Here is a 16,436-nt window from a genome sequence, read left to right as displayed (position 1 = left end):
TAGCGGGGCGGCAGCAGCCACTTCCCAGTCCCGCTTAGGCAATCGCCCTAGCGCGGCGCGCCCGGCCCCGCCGAAAATGGATGCAGAGGCTGGACCACGTGTCCGGCAATGCCATGCAGTCCACCCGCCGCTTCCTTCTCACCGCCCTGTCCGTCTCCCTGGCCGCTCTGCTGGTCATGACCGTCGCCTTGTACGAGGTGGCGGTGCATTCGCGCACCTCGTCCAGCCTGGTCGAGAACACGCACGAGATCTTGCTGGCCATTGCCGAGGCCGAGCAGGAGATGGAGCAGTTCGAGACCGCGCTGGAGGCGCAGTTGCGCCAGCCCGATGCCGACCGCGCACTGCGGCGCATGGAGATGCAGGAGCGCGTGCGCGCCCACCTGCTCGAGGCCGCCGACCTGCTGGCTGCGGACCAGGCGCAACCCGCCGACAGCCTGACGCTGATGCGCACGGCAGTGCACACTGTCGATGCCCTGGCCGCCATCGATCCGGGCGGGCGCCAGGTCCTTGTGCAGGCGCAGCAGCTGTCCTCCGATGTGCGCAGCGCCCTGTCGGGGCTGGAAGAAGCACAGCTCAAGCTGCTGGGCAGCCGGCGCAGCCAGCACCGCGATAGCAGCAACATGGTGCTGCTGGCCCTGCTGGCCATGGGCGTGGTCAGCGCGGTGGCCATCGCCCTGGTCTTTCGCAGCTACAACCGCCAGGCGCTGCAGCTGGCGCAGTCCGAGCGGCGCATCGGCCGGCTGGTGCAGGGCCTGCCATTGAGCGTCTGGCAATTGCGCCAGATCCCCGGCCGTATGCCGGAGTTCGAATTCGTCAGCGACAACGCCGAGCAGCAACTGGGCCTGACCCCCGACGGCCAGCGGCTCACGACCGCGCGCATCGCCGCCAACATCCTGCCAGAGGACCGGCCCGCCTTCGACCGGGCCTGGGCCCTGGCGCGCGACACCCTGGCGCCCTGGCAGGTGGACGCGCGCGTGGCGGGCCTGGACCATACACGCTGGATCCGCAGCCGCGCCACCGCCCGCCGCGAAGCCAATGGCGACGTGCTGTGGAGTGGCTACTGGGCCGACGTCACGGCCGAGGTCGAGATGGACCGGGCCCTGACCCTGGCCATCGAGAAGGCCAAACTCGCCAACGCCGCCAAGAGCAACTTCCTGGCCTCGGTCAGCCACGAGATCCGCACGCCCATGAACGGCATGCTGGGCATGCTGGAGCTGTTCGACCTGAGCGCGCTGGGCGAGGACCAACGCGCCATGCTCAAGGTGATCCGCAGCTCGGCCAGATCGCTGCTGCTGATCGTCAACGATCTGCTGGATTTTTCCAAGATCGAGGCCGGCAAGCTCACGCTCAACCCGGTGGCCGACTCGGTGCAGGAAGTGGTCAACACCACCGCCGAGATCCATCGCACCGCCGCCTCGGGCAAGGGCCTGGCGCTGTCGGTCACGGTGGCGCCCACGCTGGCGCCACGCCTGTTGTTCGACCCGCTGCGGCTGGCGCAGATCATGAACAACCTGGTGTCCAACGCCGTCAAGTTCACCGCCGCCGGCAAGGTCGGCATCGAGGTGGCAGCCATCGACGGGCCGGACGGCACGCAGAAGCTGCGCATTGCCGTGAGCGACAGCGGCGAGGGCATGTCGCCCGAGGTGCTGGCCCGACTGTTCCGGCCCTACGAGCAGGCCAGTAGCGAGACCGCGGCGCGCTTCGGCGGCACCGGCCTGGGCCTGGTGATCTGCAAGCGCCTGACCCAGCAGATGGGCGGCGAGCTGGAGATCCGCAGCGAGCCGGACCGCGGCACCGAGGTCACGCTGTGCGTGGCCTTCCCGGTGGCGCCCGACGACGGACCGCTGCCGCTGCGCGGCGAGCTGCAGGCGCCAGCCGACGGCTTGCTCCCCATGGCGGACGCGCCCGCCGGCAGCGGCCGCGGGCCGCGCCTGCTGATCGTCGACGACCACCCGACCAACCGCCAGCTGATCAAACGCCAGGTCGAGCTGCTGGGCTACAGCGCCGACACCGCCTGCGATGGCGAGGATGCCCTGGCCCAATGGTTGGCCGGCAGCTACGCCGCCGTGCTGGCCGACTGCAACATGCCGCGCATGGACGGCTACGCACTGGCGGCCTTCATCCGCGAAGCCGAACAGGAGCGCGGCCTGCCGCGCATCCCCATCGTGGCCTGCACGGCCAATGCCCTGCCCTCGGCCACCGCCAAATGCCTGGCCGCCGGCATGGACGACTACCTGGTCAAGCCCATGCAGCTGGGACAGATCGCCCGCTGCCTGGCGCGCTGGGTGCCCGGCGAGGAGGCTCCCAGCCTGCCCGTCCTCAGCCATGGCGTCCTGGACGCGGTCTGCGGCGGCGACGCGCAGGCGCGCGCCGAGATCCTGGCGCACTTCAACCGCCTGCATGCCGAGGACTGCGCCACATTGTTCGAAGCGGTGCGGCGGGACGACATGACCAGCGCCAAGGCCCAGGCCCACCGCATTCGCGGCAGCTGCCTGATGATCGGTGCGGTCTCCCTGGCCGACGTCTGCGAGCGCATCGAGCTGCTGGCCGAAGGACGCGACGCGCAGGGCGTGGGCGCGGCAATGGGCGCTCTGGCGCAAGAAAACGCCAGGCTGCAACACGCGCTGGCGACCAGTGCCGACACGGCGGAGGCAACGCGATGAGCCAGACTCACACGGCCCTGCCAGGCCAGGGACTGCGCTTCCTGCTGGTGGAGGACCACGAGTTCCAGCGCCGCCTGCTGGCGCGCCTGCTGGCCACGCTGGGCGCGGCGGCGGTCTACGAGGCGGCCGACGGCGCCGCCGCGCTGGAGATCGCCGCCGACCCGGCCAGTGCGCTGGACATCGTCATCAGCGACCTGTCCATGCCTGGCATGAACGGCCTGCAATTGGCCGACGCCCTGGGCGCCACCCATCCCGGCCTGTCGCTCATCCTGTGCAGCGCGCTGGGCCCCAAGATGCTCGAAACCATGCGCACCATGGCCTGCGCCTCGGAAGTGCGCCTGCTGGGCGCGCTGGCCAAGCCGCTGACCCCTGCCTCACTGGCGCCGCTGATCGCCGCCCACCGCCAGGCCTGTGGGACGGCAGCGGCGGCGGCCCCGGCCGGCGCCTGAGGGCGCTGCGCCCGCCTACTCCACGGCCACCGGCGCGCCCCGGGGCAGCCGCGCGCCATGCAGCGCCATCCCCGCCAGCATGCCGGCCAGGAAGAGCCAGGCCTGCCAGTGGCCCGCGGCGGCCGCCACCAGCGCCGGCCCCGGGCAAAAGCCCGCCAGGCCCCAGCCCACGCCAAACACCAGACTGCCCAGCACCAGCGGGCGGTCGATGCCGCGCTGCGCTGGCAGCTGCATCGCACCACCCAGCAGGGCCAGGCTGCGCCGCCGGGCCAGCGTGAAGGCCAGCACGCCGACCGCGATGGCGCCAGCCATCACCAGGGCCAGCGAAGGGTCCCAGGCGCCGGCCAGGTCGAGAAAGCCCAAAACCTTGCCGGGGTCGGCCATGCCGGCCAGCAGCAGGCCCAGGCCGAACAGCAGGCCGATGGCGAATTCCACAACGCGTTGCATGGCGATGTCCTTGCTCAGGCCAGCAGGTGGCGGATGACGAACACCGTGGCAAAGCCCGTGGCCATGAAGCACAGGGTGGCGGCCAGCGAGCGCGGCGACAGGCGCGACAGCCCGCACACGCCGTGGCCGCTGGTGCAGCCGCCGCCAGCGCGCGTGCCCCAACCCACCAGCAGGCCGGCCAGCAGCAACAGCGGCCAGCCGGTGTCGAAACGCGCGGCCGGCAGCGGCGCGAACAGCGACCAGGCCAGCGGCGCCGCCGCCACCCCGGCCAGGAAGGCCAGGCGCCAGAGCACATCACCGCGCAGTGGCCGCAGCAGGCCGCCGGCGATGCCGCTGATGCCCAGCACGCGGCCCGACAGCAGGATGAAGGCCGCCGCCGCCAGGCCGATCAGCAGGCCGCCGGCCAGCGACAGCCAGGGCGTGAAGTGCAGATGGTCGATGGTCATGACGCTTGCAAGGTCATGGTCAGCAGCTGGCGGATGCTGACCTCGTCATAGGCCGAGCCCTTGAGCTGGGGCAGGCGGTCCAGCGCGCGCAGAGCGATTGTTTCCAGTTTCATTGCCTGGCCATTGTCGGCCACGCAATGACCGCCATATCGGGGGGAAACGCTAGGGCCTCAGGCCCCGCGCACCGCGCTCCACCCGGCCGCTGCGGATCCTTCAGACCACCGTCCGCGACCTGTGCTCCAGCCGCCCCAGCCACCGCACCATCGGCCACAGCAAGGCGAGGTACATCAATGCAGCCAGTACGATGGGCGACGGGTTGTAGAGCAGCGACTGGGCGTCGCGCGCCACGCGCAGCAGTTCCGGCAGCGCCACCACGCTGGCGATGGTGGTCAGCTTGATCACCTCGATGCCGTTGCCCACCAGGTCCGGCAAAACGTTGCGGCTGGCTTGCGGCACGATGACATGGCGCAGCGCCTGAGCCCGGCTCAGGCCGGTGGAGCGCGCCGCCTCCATCTGGCCGGCAGGCACGCTCTCAATGCCTGCGCGGAACACCTCGGCGAAGTAACTGGAATTGTTGAGCATGAAGCCGATGGCCACCGCCGCCAGCTTGGGAAGTTCCAGTCCCAGAAATGGCGAGCCAAAGTAAATGAGGATCAGCAGCACCAGCGGCGGGAAGGCACGGAAGAAGTCGGTGTAAGCCGCGACCGTCCAGCGCAGCCAGCGATGCCGGCTCTGGGTGGCGACCAGGGCCAGAGCGAGCCCCGTGGCCAGCCCGATCGGGATCACCAGCAGCGACAGCCAGATGGTGGTCCAGAGGCCGCGCAGCAGGAACGGGAAGACCTCGCGGTAGACCGCCAGGTTGAAGAAGTTGTGCAGCAGTGCTTCCATGGCTCTCAGCGCACCCACTGCCAGCGGGTTTCAAGCCAGCGCGCCAGCACCACCACCGGCAGGAACAGCAGCAGGTAGGCAACGGCGCCCAGCACCAGAGGCGTCGGGTTGCCGGCATTGCTGCTGGCCGACTGCGCCACGTTCAGGATTTCGCTCAGGGCCACCACCGAGCCGAGCGCAGTGTTCTTGGTCACAGAGATGGCGCGGTTGGTCAGCGGCGGCACCGCCATCCGCAGCGCCTGCGGCAGAACCACCAGACTCGTCGCCTGCCACCAGCTCAAGCCTGTGGAGCGCGCCGCTTCGACCTGGCCGCGCGGCAGCGCCGCGATGCCCGCCCAGATGCTCTCCTCGGCATAGGCAGCCAGCACCAGGGTCAGCGCCAGCCATGTCGCCGTGAACGACGACATGGGCAGGCCGATGAAGGGAAACCCGAAGAACAGGACGATGATGATCACCAAGGGCGGCAGGGCCCGCAGGATGTCGGCGAAGGCCACGATCAGCAGGTTCAGCGCGCGCCTGTGCAGCGAGCGCAGCACGGCCAGCGCCAGCCCCAGCGCGACGCCCGCCAGCACAACGGCCACGCTCAGCAGCGCGGTGACGCCCATGCCGCGACCGATCTCGCCGGCGTACTGGGCCGCGATGTCCACGTTGAAGAAGGTGAAGACGAACTGGCCGAACCCGGCCGGGGCACTGTCCATGCTCAGTGCCCCTGGGTGTAGCGCGACACGAAGGCACGCGTTCGCTCGTGCAGCGGGGCATCGAAGATCTGGGCCGGTGGCCCCTCCTCCACCACCACGCCGCCGTCCATGAAGACCACATGGTCCGCCGCAGCGCGGGCAAAGCCCATTTCATGCGTCACCACCAGCATCGTCATGCCGCGCTCCCTGAGCGCCCGCATGGCTTGCAGCACGCTCCCCACCAACTCGGGGTCGAGCGCGCTGGTGGGCTCGTCGAAAAGCAGCACCTTGGGTTCCAGCGCGATGGCGCGGGCAATGCCAACACGTTGCTGCTGGCCGCCCGAGAGCTGGCCCGGGAAGCTCGCGGACTTGTCCGCCAGCCCGACCTGCTCCAGCGCCGCGAGGCCGCGCCGCTCGGCCTGCGCGCGCGAATGGCCTTGCACTTTGCGCAGCGCCAGCGTCACGTTGGCCAGCGCGGTCAGGTGCGGGTACAGGTTGAATTGCTGGAACACCATGCCGATACGCTGGCGCACCTGGTTGAGGTTGGTGCCGGCCTTCATGATGTCGATGCCGTCGACGACGATCTGGCCGGCGCTGGGCTCTTCCAGCCGGTTGCAGCAGCGCAGCATGGTGCTCTTGCCTGAGCCCGAGGGCCCGATCACGCACACCAGCTGACCTTGCCGCACGCGCAGGTCGATGCCGCGCAGGACCGGGGTGTCCTGGTAGGCCTTGTGCAGGCCGACGATTTCGAGAATGGGGGCGGCTGGCATGGGTCGCGGACTGCGGCGCTGGTGGCTCAGACCTTGGCGCAGACCGGCTTGGCCGGCGCCGGGTCGTAGCCGTCCAGCCCCTCGACGCCCTGGCCGGTGGCCACCTTCATGGCTGTGGCTTCGGCGGGCGGCAGCGCCCCGAACCACTTCTGGGCGATCTTGCCCAGGGTGCCGTCGGCCTTCATGCACTTGATCGCGTTGCCAGCGGCATCGCGGCCGGCCTTGTCGTCGAGCCGGAAGGCCAGGGCCCAGACCAGCCCGGTCTTGATGGTGTAGGTGGTCTGCACCGCCGGGTTCTGTTTGGCGGCCCAGGCGGCCACGGTGCTGCCAGCAAGATTGGCGTCGGCACGGCCCGATTGCACGGCCTGCACCGCATCGGCGTTGGTGCCGTACACGTCGTACTTGAAACCATACTTGGGCGCGTTGTCGCGGGCCCAGTTCTCGTAGGCCGAGCCCTTGTTGACGGCAAGGGTCTTGCCTTTGAGGTCGTCCAGCGTGTTGACGGCGGGCGCGCCCTTCTTCGTGACGAAGGTGTAGTCGGTATCGAGGTAGCCCTCGGTGAACAGCATGGCCTTGGCCCGTTCCGGCGTGGCCGTCACCGGGGCCAGGATGAAGTCGTACTTCTTGGCGTTCAGGCCCGGCACCAGGCCGGAGAACTCCGTGCCTTCGATCGTGATCTTGCGCTGCATGCGGCGTGCCAGTTCTTCACCCAGGTCGATATTGAAGCCCTGCAGCCCGCCATCGAGCTTGACCATGGCATGGGGGGCGAAGGTGGCGTCGACGCCGGTGCGCAGGGGCGCGCCCGGTTGGGCCAGGGCCGAAGCACTGGCCAGGACGGCGGCGAGAAGGGCAAGGCGCGGGAACGTGGTCATACAAAGCTCCGGTGGTTGGAAGAAGAGAAACAGGTCATCTGGATCAGAGCGTCGGCCAGGCCTTGCCTTGCAGGCCGAGCATGGCGGGCAGCCGGGATGCAGGAGCCGTGCCGGCCGGCGGCAGGACGGCGTCGGGACTGCGGCGCGGGATGTAGCGGCCGGAACCGCGTGCCACCTGCAGCGCGTTGTCGCGCACCACCACACGGCCACGGCTCATCACCAGCTCGGGCCAGCCGCGCAGGCGTTTGCCTTCGTACGGCGTGTAGCCCACTGCGTCGTGCAGCATGGCCGTGCCGACGGTGACTTCACGCTCCGGGTTCCACAGCGCCAGGTCGGCGTCGAGACCGACGGCGAGATTGCCCTTGCAGTGCGCCAGCCCGTACATGCGGGCATGGTTGGTCGCGGTCACGGCGACGAATTCGTTGATCGTCAGCCGCCCCCCCATCACGCCCTCGGAGAACAGCAGCGGCATGCGCAGCTCGATGCCCGGCACGCCGTTGGCCATCTCCTTGAACGTGGTGGCGTCGCCGCGCGGCAGCTTGCCGCTGGCGTCGAAGCGGTAGGGCGCATGGTCGGAGGAATACAGCCCCAGCGTGCCGTCCTTCAGGCCAGCCCACACGGCCTCCTGCGAGCGGGGGTCGCGCGGCGGCGGGCTGCAGCAGAACTTGGCGCCTTCCATGCCGGGCGCGTCGATGTCGTCGGCGGTGAGGAACAGATACTGCGGGCAACTCTCCGCGTACACCTTGCTGCCCAGGCGCTGGGCCGAGCGCACCAGTTCGACGGTTTCGGCCCCAGCCACGTGCACCAGCAACACCGGCACGTCGATCAGGCGCGACAGCGCGATGGCGCGGTGTCCGGCCTCCGATTCGGCGAGCGCATCGTGTGCCACGGCGTGGAATTTGGGCGCCGTATGGCCGCGGGCAAGCAGGCGTTGTGCGATCCAGCGGATCATGTCGTGGTTTTCGGCATGGACCATCACCAGCGCGCCCTCGCGCCCGGCCAGCGCCAGCACGTCGAGCAGCTGGTAGTCATCCAGCTTGAGCGGGTCGTAGGTCATGTACACCTTGACCGAGGTGATGCCGTCGCGGATGGCCTGCGGCAGCTCGTGCCCCAGCGCCTCCTCGTCCGGGTTGGCCAGGATCAGATGGAAGCCGTAGTCGATGACCGCCTTCTCGCGGGCCCGTTGCGCGTAGTCGGCCACCACCTCGGGGATGCGCTTGCCGCGATGCTGGGCGGCGAACGGGATGATGGTGGTCGTGCCGCCGAAGGCCGCCGACACCGTGCCCGAATAGAAGTCGTCGGCGCTCATCTTGCCCATGCCCGACAGCTGCTCGATGTGCACGTGGCTGTCGATGCCGCCGGGCAGCACCCAGCGGCCGGCGGCATCGATGTCCTGCAGACCTGCCGGCAGCTTGTCCTCGATGGCGCAGATGACGCCGCCGCGGATGCCGATGTCGGCCCGCAGCTCCTCGCGGTCGGTGGCGATGCGGCCACCCCGCACGGTGATGTCGAAGGGCGTTGTGGCCATCAGAAGGTCCCCGGGTAGTTGCCGCCATCGAGCAGCAGGTTCTGGCCCGTCATGTAACCGGCCTGGGCGCTGCACAACCAGGCGCAGGCGTCGCCGAATTCGGCCGGCGAACCGAAGCGGCCCGCGGGGTTGGCGGCGCGGCGTTCGGCCAGCACCGTCTCCTGGCTCTTGCCGGTCTGGCGCGACCACTGGCGCGCGGTCTCCAGCAGGCGGTCGGTCTCGAAGGGCCCGGGCAGCAGGTTGTTGATGGTGACGTTGTGCGCGACGACCTTGCGTGCCAGGCCGGCGCAAAAGCCTGTGAGACCGGAGCGGGCGCCGTTGGACAGCCCCAGGATGTCGATCGGCGCCTTGACGGCGGCCGACGTGATGTTGACGATGCGGCCGAACCGGCGGCTGATCATGCCGTCGATGCTGGCGCGGATCAGCGCAATGGGGGTCAGCATGTTGGCGTCGAGCGCCGCGATCCAGTCGTCCCGACTCCAGTCGCGGAAGTCGCCCGGCTTGGGCCCACCTGCATTGGTGACGAGGATGTCGGCTGCGGGGCAGGCGGCCAGCGCGGCGGCCTGCCCTTCCTGGCTGGTGATGTCAGCGGCCACCGTCGTGATCCGTGCGCCGGTGGCGCGCCGGATCTCGGCGGCCGCCTGCTCCAGCGCCTCGCTGCCGCGTGCCACCATCGTGACGGCCACACCTTCCCGCGCCAGCGCCTGGGCGCAGGCGCGGCCCAGGCCCTTGCTCGATGCGCACACCAGCGCGTTGCGTCCTTGCAGGCCCAGGTCCATCTTGGTCCCGCTCAGCGGATCGCCAGCGGCGAGCCGGCGGTGATGGACAGGCCCACCCGTTCGATGGTCGCCTCGAGTTCCCGGATGCTGGCCGGGTCGATGCGCATGCCGGGCGCGCGGATCGCGTCGCTGGCGATCAGGCCGCGTCGCATGTAGATGTATTTGCGCAGCGCCAGCCCCAGCTTGGGCTGGAATTCGTAGCGGATCAACGGGCAATAGCGGTCAAAGGTTGCGGCAGCCCCGGCTTCGTCGCCTTGCGCGAACTGGCGGTAGATGCGCACCAGGATCTCGGGATAGGCGAAGCCGGTCATGGTGCCGACGGCGCCCCGCTGCAGCTCCTCCAGGAAGTACACGCCGCCCAGCCCGCCGAAGATGCGCATGCGCTCGCCCGCCAGTTCGCGGATGCGGCTGATCTTGGGGCCGACAGGGGGCTCCTCCATCTTGATCATGCCGACCCCGCCTTCGCGGCCCAGCCGGGCGACCAATTCGGCCGATATCTCGGTGCCGAAGGAGGCCGGGAAGTCGTGGATTACGACCGGGATCGGCAGGGCGACGGCCAACGCCTGGTAATAGTCGAACTGCACCGCGTCCGAGGCATTGTCCAGCGGCGCGGCGAACACCGCCCTGGCACCCAGGTCGGCCGCCTCGCGCGCCTGCTCGATGGTGCCGGCGATGCCCAGCGCCCGCACGCCGACCCAGACCGGGACCCGGCCCGCCGCGGCCGCCACGAAGGCCGCGACCACGTCCCGCCGCTCTGCGTTGGACAGCTTGTGGGCTTCACCGAGGAAGCCCAGGATCGCCAGCCCGCTCACCCCGGCCGCCACCTGGAAGTCCACCAGCGGCGCGATGCTGGCCAGATCGAGTGCGCCGCCGGCGGCGAAGGGTGTGGGGCAGATGGTGTAGACCCCGCTGGCTGCGAGGCCGTCGGCGGGCGAAGATGTGGTCGTTTGCATCAGCAGATTGTTGTGAACCGCTGGCCCGCTGTCGCCTGCCGATTTGTGCGCAACGTATAACCTGCTGTTAAGCCGTAGCCAGCACCACAGGCTCCGGCTCCTCTGCCATGCCAAAGCCCTGCTCGCGCACCAGCTGGCGCAGCTGGGCGATGAAGGCCTGGGTCAGCTGCGAGGGCGGCTCGAAGCGCATGTGCACCAGGCTGGCCTCCAGGATTGGTGCATTCACCACAGGCCGCACCACCAGATGGCTGCTCGCCGACCAGCTGCGCACGGAGAATTCGTCGACCAGGGCCACGCCGGCGCCCATCTGCACCAGGGAGCAGGCGTTCTGCGGCGAGCCGACCTCGATGGCCACGGCCATCGGCTCGTCGGCTTCCTGGTACATGCGCTCCACCATGCTGCCCAGCGGCGTGCTCTTCTCGTAGCCGATCAGCGGGAACTGCCGCAGATCGGCCAGGGTGAGCGTGGCGCGCCGCGTCAGCTCGTGGTTGTACGGCAGGATACACACCAGCCGGTTGCGGCACAGCGGCGTCGTCTCCAGGTTGGGGTGCTCCATCGGCAGGATGATCATGCCCAGGTCGGCCTGGCGATGCAGCAGCCGCGCCTTCAGGTGCTCGTAGCTCAGGCACTGGAAGCTGAGCTTGACGTCCGGATGGCTGGCGCGGAACAGCGCCAGCGCCTCAGGGATCAGCATCTGGCCCACGCTGGGGCTGGAGACGACGTTGAGGATGCCTGAGCGGTTCTTGGCAAGGTCGCCGGCAAGATCGTTGACCCGCTGCACCGCCTGGTAGACCGCCTCGACCTCGTGGAACAGCTTCCTGGCTTCCGGGGTGGCGTAGAGCCGGCCCTTGATCCGTTCGAACAGGGCAAAGCCCACCCGCTGCTCGGTATGCGAGAGCAGCCTGCTCACTGCCGGCTGCGACACGAACAGGAGTTGCGAGGCGCCGCTGATCGAGCCGGTGGTCATCACGGCGCGAAAGATTTCGATCTGGCGCAGGTTCAGCGTCATCCGGGCTCCTGGCGGGTCGGCGCCCTTAACAGGAGGTTAAGGGCTGCCAACGAATGAGCAATTTGCGTGCCCCGGCCGGCGGCCTAGAGTCGGCCCATGCAGCCAACCATCTACGTCATCAACCCCAACAGCAGCCGCGCCGTCACCGCCGGCATCGATGCTGCCATGGCGCCGCTGCGCCTGCCTGGTGGTCCGGCGATCGAGTGCCTGACGCTGGAGTCCGGGCCGCCCGGCATCCAGAGCCAGCGCGATGTCGAGTCGGTTGCGCTGCCGCTGCTGCAGCTGGCGACTTCGCTGCAGCCGCGTGCGGCCGCGGTGGTGATCGCATGTTTCAGCGATCCCGGCCTGCACCTGGTGCGGGAAGGCTTGCCGGGGGTCCCGGTGCTGGGCATCAGCGAATGCGGGCTGCTCACCGCGCTGACACTGGGCCAGCGTTTCGGCGTCATCGCCATCCTGCCGGGGTCGATCCCGCGTCACCTGCGCACTTACGGTGCCATGGGGCTGGGCGACCGTTTCGCCGGCGAACTGGCCATCGGCCTGCAGGTCAGCGAACTGGGCGACCGCGAGCGGACGCTGGGACGCATGATCGCCACCGGCCGGCGGCTGCGCGATGCGCACGGCGCCGACGTCGTTGTGATGGGCTGCGCCGGCATGGCGGCCTACCGCGACGCCTTGCAGGACGCGATCGGCCTGCCGGTGGTCGAGCCCAGTCAGGCGGCGGCGGCGATGGCGATCGGCCGGGTCCAGCTCGATTGGGAAAAGGCCAGGCGTGGCTGACACCAACACCGAGCTGCTTGTGCGCCGCTTGCGCGAGGCGGTGGGGGCCGAGGGCGTGGTCACCGACGCGCAGCAACAGGCCGGCTACACCCGGGACTGGCTGGGCAAGTGGCAGGGCCGGGTGCCCGTCGTGGTCCGGCCCGCCGACACCACCGAGACGGCGGCCGTGGTGCGCATCTGCCGCGCCGCCCACACGCCCATCGTCACCCAGGGCGGCAACACCGGCATGAGCGGCGGCGCCACGCCCGATGCCAGCGGCGCCCAGGTGATCGTCTCCACCACGCGCATGAACAGGGTGCGGGCCATCGATCCGCTGAACAACACGCTGACGGTCGACGCCGGCGTCATCCTGGCCCATGCGCAGGACGCCGCCAGGCAGGCCGGTCGCTTCTTTCCGCTGAGTCTGGGCGCCGAAGGCAGCTGCACCATCGGCGGCAACCTGGCCACCAACGCCGGCGGCATCGCCGTCCTTCGCTACGGCAACATGCGCGACCTGGTGCTGGGACTGGAAGTGGTGCTGCCCGATGGCCGCATCTGGGACGGCCTGCGCGGACTGCGCAAGGACAACACCGGCTACGACCTGCGCGGCCTGTTTGTCGGCTCCGAGGGAACGCTGGGCATCATCACCGGTGCCGTGCTCAAGCTGTTCCCGCAAGTGAGCGCGCGCGCCACCGCTTGGGTGGGCGCAAGCGACCTGCAGCAACTGGTCGCTCTGCTCGAGAGGCTGCGGGCGGCTTGCGGCGAGCGGCTGCTGGCTTTCGAGATGCTGTCGCAAGATGCGCTCGACCTGGTTCTGCAACACGTGACGGACACACGGGCGCCGATGGCCGGTGCCAGCCCCTTCCATGCGCTGGTGGAACTGGGGGACACCGCGCCGCACGGCCTGCAGGACATGCTGGAACAAGCCCTGGCGCAGGCGATGGAGGACGGCTTGATCGGCGATGGGGCGGTGGTTGCCGCCAGCCAGGCCCAGGCCCAGGCCTTCTGGAAACTGCGCGAGGGGATCTCGCAGGCCCAGGTGCGCGCCGGACCGGTGGTCAAGCACGACATCGCGCTGCCGATCTCCGCCCTGCCCGCCTTCGTTGCCGAGGCCGGCGCCGCGGTGCGGGATGCGGCGGCCGCCAGTGGCCTGGCGGCGCGGGTGATCAACTTCGGCCACCTGGGCGACGGCAACCTGCACTACAACGTCCTGCTGCCGGCCGGCCTGGCGCCGGAGGCCGTCAAGGCGGCCACGGTGCTGCTCAACCGCGCTGTGCATGACAGGGTGGCGGCCTTCAACGGCAGCATCAGTGCCGAGCACGGCGTCGGCCAGTTGCGGCGCGACGAGCTGCGCCACTACAAGGACCCGCTGGAGATGGAAATGATGATGGCCATCAAGCGGGCCCTGGACCCCAACCTGATCATGAATCCCGGCAAGCTGCTCTGAGGCCTGCCGCGCATGAAGATCGACATCAACGCGCTGGCGCCTGCCGACCAGTACAAGCTTCTTTCCGCGACGATCGTGCCGCGCCCGATCGCGCTGGTCACGACCTGGTCGCAGTCGCATGGTGACAACGCCGCGCCCTTCAGCTTCTTCAACGTGATGGGCGAGAACCCGCCGGTGCTGGTCCTGGGGCTGGAGCAGCGCCGCGACGGCGGCGGGCCCAAGCACACCACGGCCAACATCGCCGCCAACGGCCAGTTTGTGGTGCACATGGTCGACGAGGCCCTGGCCGGCGCAATGAATGTCTGCGCCATCGACTTCCCCGAAGGCCAGAGTGAGGCGCTGCATGCCGGACTGGAGCTGACCTCTTCCAGCACGGTGCGGCCCAGCCGCATCGTGGCAGCGCCTGTGGCTTTCGAGTGCGAGCGCATCGCGCTGCTGCAGCTGAGCCCGGGGCGCCACATCGCGATCGGCAAGGTGCTGGTGATGCATGTGCGCGACGGCCTGCTCGACCCGGCCACGCTGCACATCGACACCGAGGCCTACCGGCCGGTGGGCCGTCTGCACGGGCGGTTCTACATTCGCACCCGGGACCGTTTCGAGATGCAGGTGCCGGGCTACGCGCAGTGGCTGGCGACGCGGCGCTGACTCAAGGCTGCTGCGGTTGCGGCAACGGCTCGCCGGGGCCGGTGCGTTCGACAATCAGCTGGTAGTGCTCGGGCCGCCGATGGCGGGCGAAGTCGAACACGTTTTTGCGGAAGGCGACGCCAATGTCGAGGTCGGCGTTGACGGCGATCACCTCGTCGTCCTCGGTCATGGCCTGGGCCGCGATCTCGCCGGTGGGCGAAACGATCACCGAGCCGCCGATCATGTGGAAGCCATCCTCGCGCCCGCATTTGGCGGCCGCCGCAGCCCAGACCGCGTTCTGGTAGGCGCTGGCTTGCAGTGTGATCAGGTGGGAATGCATCCGCAGGTGCACAGGCTCGTCCCAGTGGATGTTGTGCGACGGCGTGTTGTAGCCCAGCACGATCACTTCGGCGCTCTGCAGCGACATCACGCGCCAGGTCTCGGGCCAGCGGCGGTCGTTGCACAGGGCCATGCCGATGTTGGCGCCCATGGTGTTCCACACGCCCCAGGGCTTGTCGCCGACATCGAAGAACTTCTTTTCCAGGTGCTGGAACGGCGCATCGGGCTTGTGGTCGCTGTGGCCTGGCAGGTGGACTTTGCGGTAGCGCCCGACGATGTTGGCCTGCGGGTCGACCAGAATTGCCGTGTTGTACGGTCGGCCTTCCGGGCTGATCTCGGCGTAGCCCAGGTAAAAGCCTATGCCCAGCTTCTTCGCCTCGTTGAACAACGGCTGCACCTGGGGGTTGGGCATGGCCGGCTCGAAGAAGCGCGACCTGGCCTCTTCTTCGCTCATCCAGTAGCGCGGGAAGAAGGTGGTCAGCGCCAGTTCGGGGAACACCACCAGCCTGGCGCCGCGGCCTTTGGCTTCGCGCATCATCTCCACCAGCCGGGCGACCACCGCCGCGCGGCTGTCCGACAGGTGCACAGGCCCCATCTGGGCCACCGCCAGTCCCAATTTGTTGCTGCTCATTCTGTTCTCCGCGCTCGTGCTTGAGCGATCGCGCCATGATGCCTGCCGCGCACGCCAGGGCGGGCCCTGCCGTGGTCGGCGGCAGCGGGCCGCGAACCGGCCGGCAGAGCGCGCCGGTGCTCGCTGCGCGTTGCGCGCGAGGCGCTCGCACCAGGCCTGCGCGTTATGGCCGACCGCTCAAATTTGATGGGGGCCGGCGGCAAGAGCGTGGCCCAGCGCCGTCAGGAAGCGCCTGGCCAGCACCGACAGCGGCTCGGTACGCGAGGACACCGCCCAGATGCCGGCCGAGGCCGGCGGCTCCAGCGTCCGCAGCACCATGCCTTCGGCGAGCGCCGGCGGCAGGCTCCAGCCCACCACCAGCGCCGCCCCCAGGCCTTGCTGGGCGAGCGCGATCGCCAGGGCCGGCGAATGAACCTCGATGTCGGCACTGGCCGCGGCCTCCTGGCCCATCCATCCGGCCAGCACGCGCCCCAGTGGCGTGTCGGCGGCATAGCCCACCCACGCCGTGCCGGCCAAGTCCTGCGGTTGCAGCGACTTCCTGCGCGCGAGCGGATGCGAGGCTGGCAGCAGGCAGACCAATGCGTCGCGGCCGAGCTCCTCCGATTTCAGATTGGCGTGGTCTGGCGCCATCATGGAGATGGCGATGTCGGCCTCGCCGCTGAGGAAGCGCGCCGTCAGCTCGTCATGGGTGACGTTGCGCAGGGACACGCGCGCGCCCGGGTTGCGGGGCAGCAGCCTTTGCAGAGCCATCGGGATCAACCGCTCGCCGTAGCTGGCGCTGGCCACGATGCGCAGGCTGCCTGCGCCGCTGCGCGCCAGGTTGCGCGCCAGGTCGTTGACACGCTCGACACCGCGGTACAGGCCCTCCACCTCGGCGAACAGCCGGCGCGCTTCCGCCGTCGGGAGCAGCCCGCTGCGCTGCCGCTCGAAGAGCTTGAAGCCCAGCCTGTCCTCGCTGAGCGCCAGCATCCGGCTGATGGCCGGCTGCGACACGTGGAGCATCCGGCCAGCGCCGCTGACGGAGCCCGCCAGCATGATGGCGCGGAACACCTCGATCTGCCGCAAGTTGAGGCCGCGGCGCGGGCCGCCGCCGCCCTCGTCCTGACCGGCCGGCCAGTGGTCTTCCAAGCTCACGATGCTCCCTTGCACATGGCAGTG

General features: G+C 69.5%; 17 protein-coding genes. 5 read left to right on the top strand and 12 right to left on the bottom strand.

Translation table 11 applies throughout. The annotated features are described in order from the left end of the window. Positions 1-113 precede the first annotated feature (113 nt). Both Q0632_RS07550 and Q0632_RS07545 read left to right on the top strand, forming a co-directional pair. On the top strand, positions 114-2,663 hold the full coding sequence (locus Q0632_RS07550; RefSeq protein WP_298926638.1) for an ATP-binding protein: 2,550 nt from the start codon (positions 114-116) through the stop codon (positions 2,661-2,663). After that, complete coding sequence (locus Q0632_RS07545; RefSeq protein ID WP_298926636.1) at positions 2,660-3,112, top strand: response regulator; 453 nt, start codon at positions 2,660-2,662, stop codon at positions 3,110-3,112. The genes Q0632_RS07550 and Q0632_RS07545 overlap by 4 nt, the downstream gene beginning before the upstream one ends. Positions 3,113-3,127: 15 nt before the next feature. Here the strand turns inward: Q0632_RS07545 and Q0632_RS07540 are convergent, their stop codons facing one another. From Q0632_RS07540 to Q0632_RS07495, 10 genes are all read right to left on the bottom strand, one after another. Further along, positions 3,128-3,559: a DUF6691 family protein gene (locus tag Q0632_RS07540; RefSeq protein ID WP_298926634.1), complete on the bottom strand. Its 432-nt coding sequence runs from the start codon at positions 3,557-3,559 to the stop codon at positions 3,128-3,130. A 14-nt stretch (positions 3,560-3,573) separates the two neighbouring features. Continuing rightward, on the bottom strand, positions 3,574-4,005 hold the full coding sequence (locus tag Q0632_RS07535) for a YeeE/YedE family protein (protein ID WP_298926632.1): 432 nt from the start codon (positions 4,003-4,005) through the stop codon (positions 3,574-3,576). A 213-nt stretch (positions 4,006-4,218) separates the two neighbouring features. Further along, positions 4,219-4,893 (bottom strand): amino acid ABC transporter permease, encoded by a 675-nt coding sequence (locus tag Q0632_RS07530; protein ID WP_298926628.1) that lies wholly within the window; start codon positions 4,891-4,893, stop codon positions 4,219-4,221. 5 nt (positions 4,894-4,898) lie between these two features. Next, complete coding sequence (locus tag Q0632_RS07525; protein WP_298926625.1) at positions 4,899-5,591, bottom strand: amino acid ABC transporter permease; 693 nt, start codon at positions 5,589-5,591, stop codon at positions 4,899-4,901. 2 nt (positions 5,592-5,593) lie between these two features. After that, positions 5,594-6,340 (bottom strand): amino acid ABC transporter ATP-binding protein, encoded by a 747-nt coding sequence (locus tag Q0632_RS07520; protein ID WP_298926622.1) that lies wholly within the window; start codon positions 6,338-6,340, stop codon positions 5,594-5,596. A 26-nt stretch (positions 6,341-6,366) separates the two neighbouring features. Then, on the bottom strand, positions 6,367-7,212 hold the full coding sequence (locus tag Q0632_RS07515; protein WP_298926620.1) for a transporter substrate-binding domain-containing protein: 846 nt from the start codon (positions 7,210-7,212) through the stop codon (positions 6,367-6,369). Positions 7,213-7,255: 43 nt separating this feature from the next. Continuing rightward, positions 7,256-8,740: a dihydropyrimidinase gene (gene hydA, locus Q0632_RS07510; RefSeq protein ID WP_298926617.1), complete on the bottom strand. Its 1,485-nt coding sequence runs from the start codon at positions 8,738-8,740 to the stop codon at positions 7,256-7,258. Next, positions 8,740-9,519, bottom strand: a complete 780-nt coding sequence (locus Q0632_RS07505) for an SDR family oxidoreductase (RefSeq protein WP_298926614.1) — start codon at positions 9,517-9,519, stop codon at positions 8,740-8,742. Before Q0632_RS07505 ends, hydA begins: the two co-directional genes overlap by 1 nt. Before the next feature lie 11 nt (positions 9,520-9,530). Beyond that, on the bottom strand, positions 9,531-10,472 hold the full coding sequence (locus Q0632_RS07500; protein WP_298926611.1) for a dihydrodipicolinate synthase family protein: 942 nt from the start codon (positions 10,470-10,472) through the stop codon (positions 9,531-9,533). A 67-nt stretch (positions 10,473-10,539) separates the two neighbouring features. After that, entirely contained in the window at positions 10,540-11,481 is a 942-nt protein-coding gene (locus Q0632_RS07495) for a LysR family transcriptional regulator (RefSeq protein ID WP_298926608.1), read from the bottom strand. A gap of 96 nt (positions 11,482-11,577) precedes the next feature. On the opposite strand from Q0632_RS07495, the gene Q0632_RS07490 reads away from it, so the two are divergent. Genes Q0632_RS07490 through Q0632_RS07480 form a run of 3 tightly spaced genes read left to right on the top strand, consistent with a single transcriptional unit; the run spans position 11,578 to position 14,329 of the window. After that, entirely contained in the window at positions 11,578-12,258 is a 681-nt protein-coding gene (locus Q0632_RS07490) for an aspartate/glutamate racemase family protein (protein WP_298926605.1), read from the top strand. Continuing rightward, positions 12,251-13,684, top strand: a complete 1,434-nt coding sequence (locus tag Q0632_RS07485; RefSeq protein WP_298926602.1) for an FAD-binding oxidoreductase — start codon at positions 12,251-12,253, stop codon at positions 13,682-13,684. The genes Q0632_RS07490 and Q0632_RS07485 overlap by 8 nt, the downstream gene beginning before the upstream one ends. A gap of 12 nt (positions 13,685-13,696) precedes the next feature. Further along, positions 13,697-14,329 (top strand): flavin reductase family protein, encoded by a 633-nt coding sequence (locus Q0632_RS07480; protein WP_298926599.1) that lies wholly within the window; start codon positions 13,697-13,699, stop codon positions 14,327-14,329. A 1-nt stretch (position 14,330) separates the two neighbouring features. Here Q0632_RS07480 and Q0632_RS07475 read toward each other — a convergent pair whose 3' ends face one another. Further along, entirely contained in the window at positions 14,331-15,278 is a 948-nt protein-coding gene (locus Q0632_RS07475) for an N-carbamoyl-D-amino-acid hydrolase (RefSeq protein WP_298926596.1), read from the bottom strand. A 177-nt stretch (positions 15,279-15,455) separates the two neighbouring features. Further along, a complete protein-coding gene (locus Q0632_RS07470; protein ID WP_367181173.1) occupies positions 15,456-16,412 on the bottom strand; it encodes a LysR family transcriptional regulator in 957 nt (318 codons plus the stop codon). Positions 16,413-16,436: the final 24 nt, after the last annotated feature.

This window comes from uncultured Ramlibacter sp., assembly GCF_936925435.1.
Taxonomy (GTDB): Bacteria; Pseudomonadota; Gammaproteobacteria; order Burkholderiales; family Burkholderiaceae_C; genus Ramlibacter.
This window is presented reverse-complemented; position numbering and strand designations above follow the sequence as displayed.

Bases quoted from the DNA above. Each gene is read 5' to 3' on its own strand.
- Q0632_RS07490 (WP_298926605.1), top strand. From the start codon at position 11,578: ATGCAGCCAACCATCTACGTCATCAACCCCAACAGCAGCCGCGCCGTC.
- Q0632_RS07515 (WP_298926620.1), bottom strand. From the start codon at position 7,212: ATGACCACGTTCCCGCGCCTTGCCCTTCTCGCCGCCGTCCTGGCCAGT.
- Q0632_RS07475 (WP_298926596.1), bottom strand. From the start codon at position 15,278: ATGAGCAGCAACAAATTGGGACTGGCGGTGGCCCAGATGGGGCCTGTG.
- Q0632_RS07545 (WP_298926636.1), top strand. From the start codon at position 2,660: ATGAGCCAGACTCACACGGCCCTGCCAGGCCAGGGACTGCGCTTCCTG.
- Q0632_RS07540 (WP_298926634.1), bottom strand. From the start codon at position 3,559: ATGCAACGCGTTGTGGAATTCGCCATCGGCCTGCTGTTCGGCCTGGGC.
- Q0632_RS07525 (WP_298926625.1), bottom strand. From the start codon at position 5,591: ATGGACAGTGCCCCGGCCGGGTTCGGCCAGTTCGTCTTCACCTTCTTC.
- Q0632_RS07530 (WP_298926628.1), bottom strand. From the start codon at position 4,893: ATGGAAGCACTGCTGCACAACTTCTTCAACCTGGCGGTCTACCGCGAG.
- Q0632_RS07495 (WP_298926608.1), bottom strand. From the start codon at position 11,481: ATGACGCTGAACCTGCGCCAGATCGAAATCTTTCGCGCCGTGATGACC.
- hydA (WP_298926617.1), bottom strand. From the start codon at position 8,740: ATGGCCACAACGCCCTTCGACATCACCGTGCGGGGTGGCCGCATCGCC.
- Q0632_RS07500 (WP_298926611.1), bottom strand. From the start codon at position 10,472: ATGCAAACGACCACATCTTCGCCCGCCGACGGCCTCGCAGCCAGCGGG.
- Q0632_RS07480 (WP_298926599.1), top strand. From the start codon at position 13,697: ATGAAGATCGACATCAACGCGCTGGCGCCTGCCGACCAGTACAAGCTT.
- Q0632_RS07550 (WP_298926638.1), top strand. From the start codon at position 114: ATGCAGTCCACCCGCCGCTTCCTTCTCACCGCCCTGTCCGTCTCCCTG.
- Q0632_RS07505 (WP_298926614.1), bottom strand. From the start codon at position 9,519: ATGGACCTGGGCCTGCAAGGACGCAACGCGCTGGTGTGCGCATCGAGC.
- Q0632_RS07520 (WP_298926622.1), bottom strand. From the start codon at position 6,340: ATGCCAGCCGCCCCCATTCTCGAAATCGTCGGCCTGCACAAGGCCTAC.
- Q0632_RS07535 (WP_298926632.1), bottom strand. From the start codon at position 4,005: ATGACCATCGACCATCTGCACTTCACGCCCTGGCTGTCGCTGGCCGGC.